Annotated in this window: 1 protein-coding gene; it reads left to right on the top strand. The window is 45.9% G+C overall.

What is annotated here, in order from left to right; translation table 11 throughout:
* Positions 1-218, top strand: a 218-nt coding sequence (locus H5185_RS22670; protein ID WP_259396296.1) for a reverse transcriptase domain-containing protein, incomplete at both ends; no start/stop codon positions are given.

Raw genomic sequence — 218 nt, 5'->3', positions numbered from 1 at the left:
CAATGGGTTCTTGAGGGGGACATCAAATCCTGCTTCGACAAAATCGGGCATCAATGGCTAATTGATAACATCGCCATAGATAAACGAATGTTGGAACAATGGTTAAAGTCTGGTTTTATGGACAAAGGGCTGTTTTATCGTACTGATGAGGGCACGCCACAAGGAGGGGTTATATCCCCCACCTTGATGCTAATGACTCTTGCTGGACTTGAGCAGCG

Source organism: Shewanella sp. SG44-6 (genome assembly GCF_014164185.1).
Taxonomy (GTDB): Bacteria; Pseudomonadota; Gammaproteobacteria; order Enterobacterales; family Shewanellaceae; genus Shewanella; species Shewanella vesiculosa.
This window is presented reverse-complemented; position numbering and strand designations above follow the sequence as displayed.